The following is a 708-nucleotide window of genomic DNA, read 5'->3' as shown; positions in this document are numbered from 1 at the left end:
TTCTTTTTGGGTTGACCCGTATTTTTAGAAATTAGTACAGCTATGTCATCTTTTAATTTTCTTAGATCATCATACAGCTCTTTCGCTCTTTTTTCGTCTACGAGCTCATCAACTACAATTTGCTTAGGCATATGAATTAAAATCTGCGAATGAGGCACGATATATCTTTTCTTTCCGGCAAGTAAAATTATTACTGCTGATGAAAACGCTCCTCCTTCTACAAAAGTTTCAACTTCAATTCCGTCTTGCTGAATCCGTATTAAACGATCATAGATAGCCCAAGCACTACACAACGAACCTCCTGAACAATCTATAAAAACCTGTAGAACCCGAAGATTACGCACACTTTTTAATATCCCATCCAAATTTTCTATAAATCGCTGTTTGGTTTCACTATTTACATCTCCATCAAAATAGATTCTTTTGGTTATTTTTTTTTGCTTTCTTGTTGCCATTTCGCTCCTCCTTCTCAAATGAGCTATTACTTTTATATTATCCGTTTTTCAAAAAATAGCAAGTTATTTCTGGCACTTTGGACAAAAGTATGTTCCTCTGCCGGCTAATTTATATTTCTTTACTTCGCCCTTACAACCAATACATTTTTCTCCTTCTCTGCCATAAACTTTTAGCTTTGATACAAATTTTCCCTTTTTTCCGAAAGCGTCAATATAAGTATCACTGGAGCTTCCTCCGCTTGAAATTGCCAAG

Annotated in this window: 2 protein-coding genes; both read right to left on the bottom strand. The window is 35.2% G+C overall.

Annotated elements, in window-relative coordinates:
• The coding region (locus COU51_05005; GenBank protein PIR66285.1) for a hypothetical protein at positions 1 to 455 on the bottom strand (455 nt) is incomplete at its 3' end.
• Positions 456 to 518: 63 nt separating this feature from the next.
• Positions 519 to 707, bottom strand: coding sequence for a hypothetical protein (locus COU51_05000; protein ID PIR66287.1), 189 nt, complete (start codon positions 705 to 707; stop codon positions 519 to 521).
• Between the last annotated feature and the right edge of the window lies 1 nt (position 708).

This window comes from Parcubacteria group bacterium CG10_big_fil_rev_8_21_14_0_10_36_14, assembly GCA_002772895.1.
Classification (GTDB): domain Bacteria; phylum Patescibacteriota; class Patescibacteriia.
Note: the sequence above shows the minus strand (reverse complement) of the source record. Positions and strands in the feature narration are given on the sequence as shown.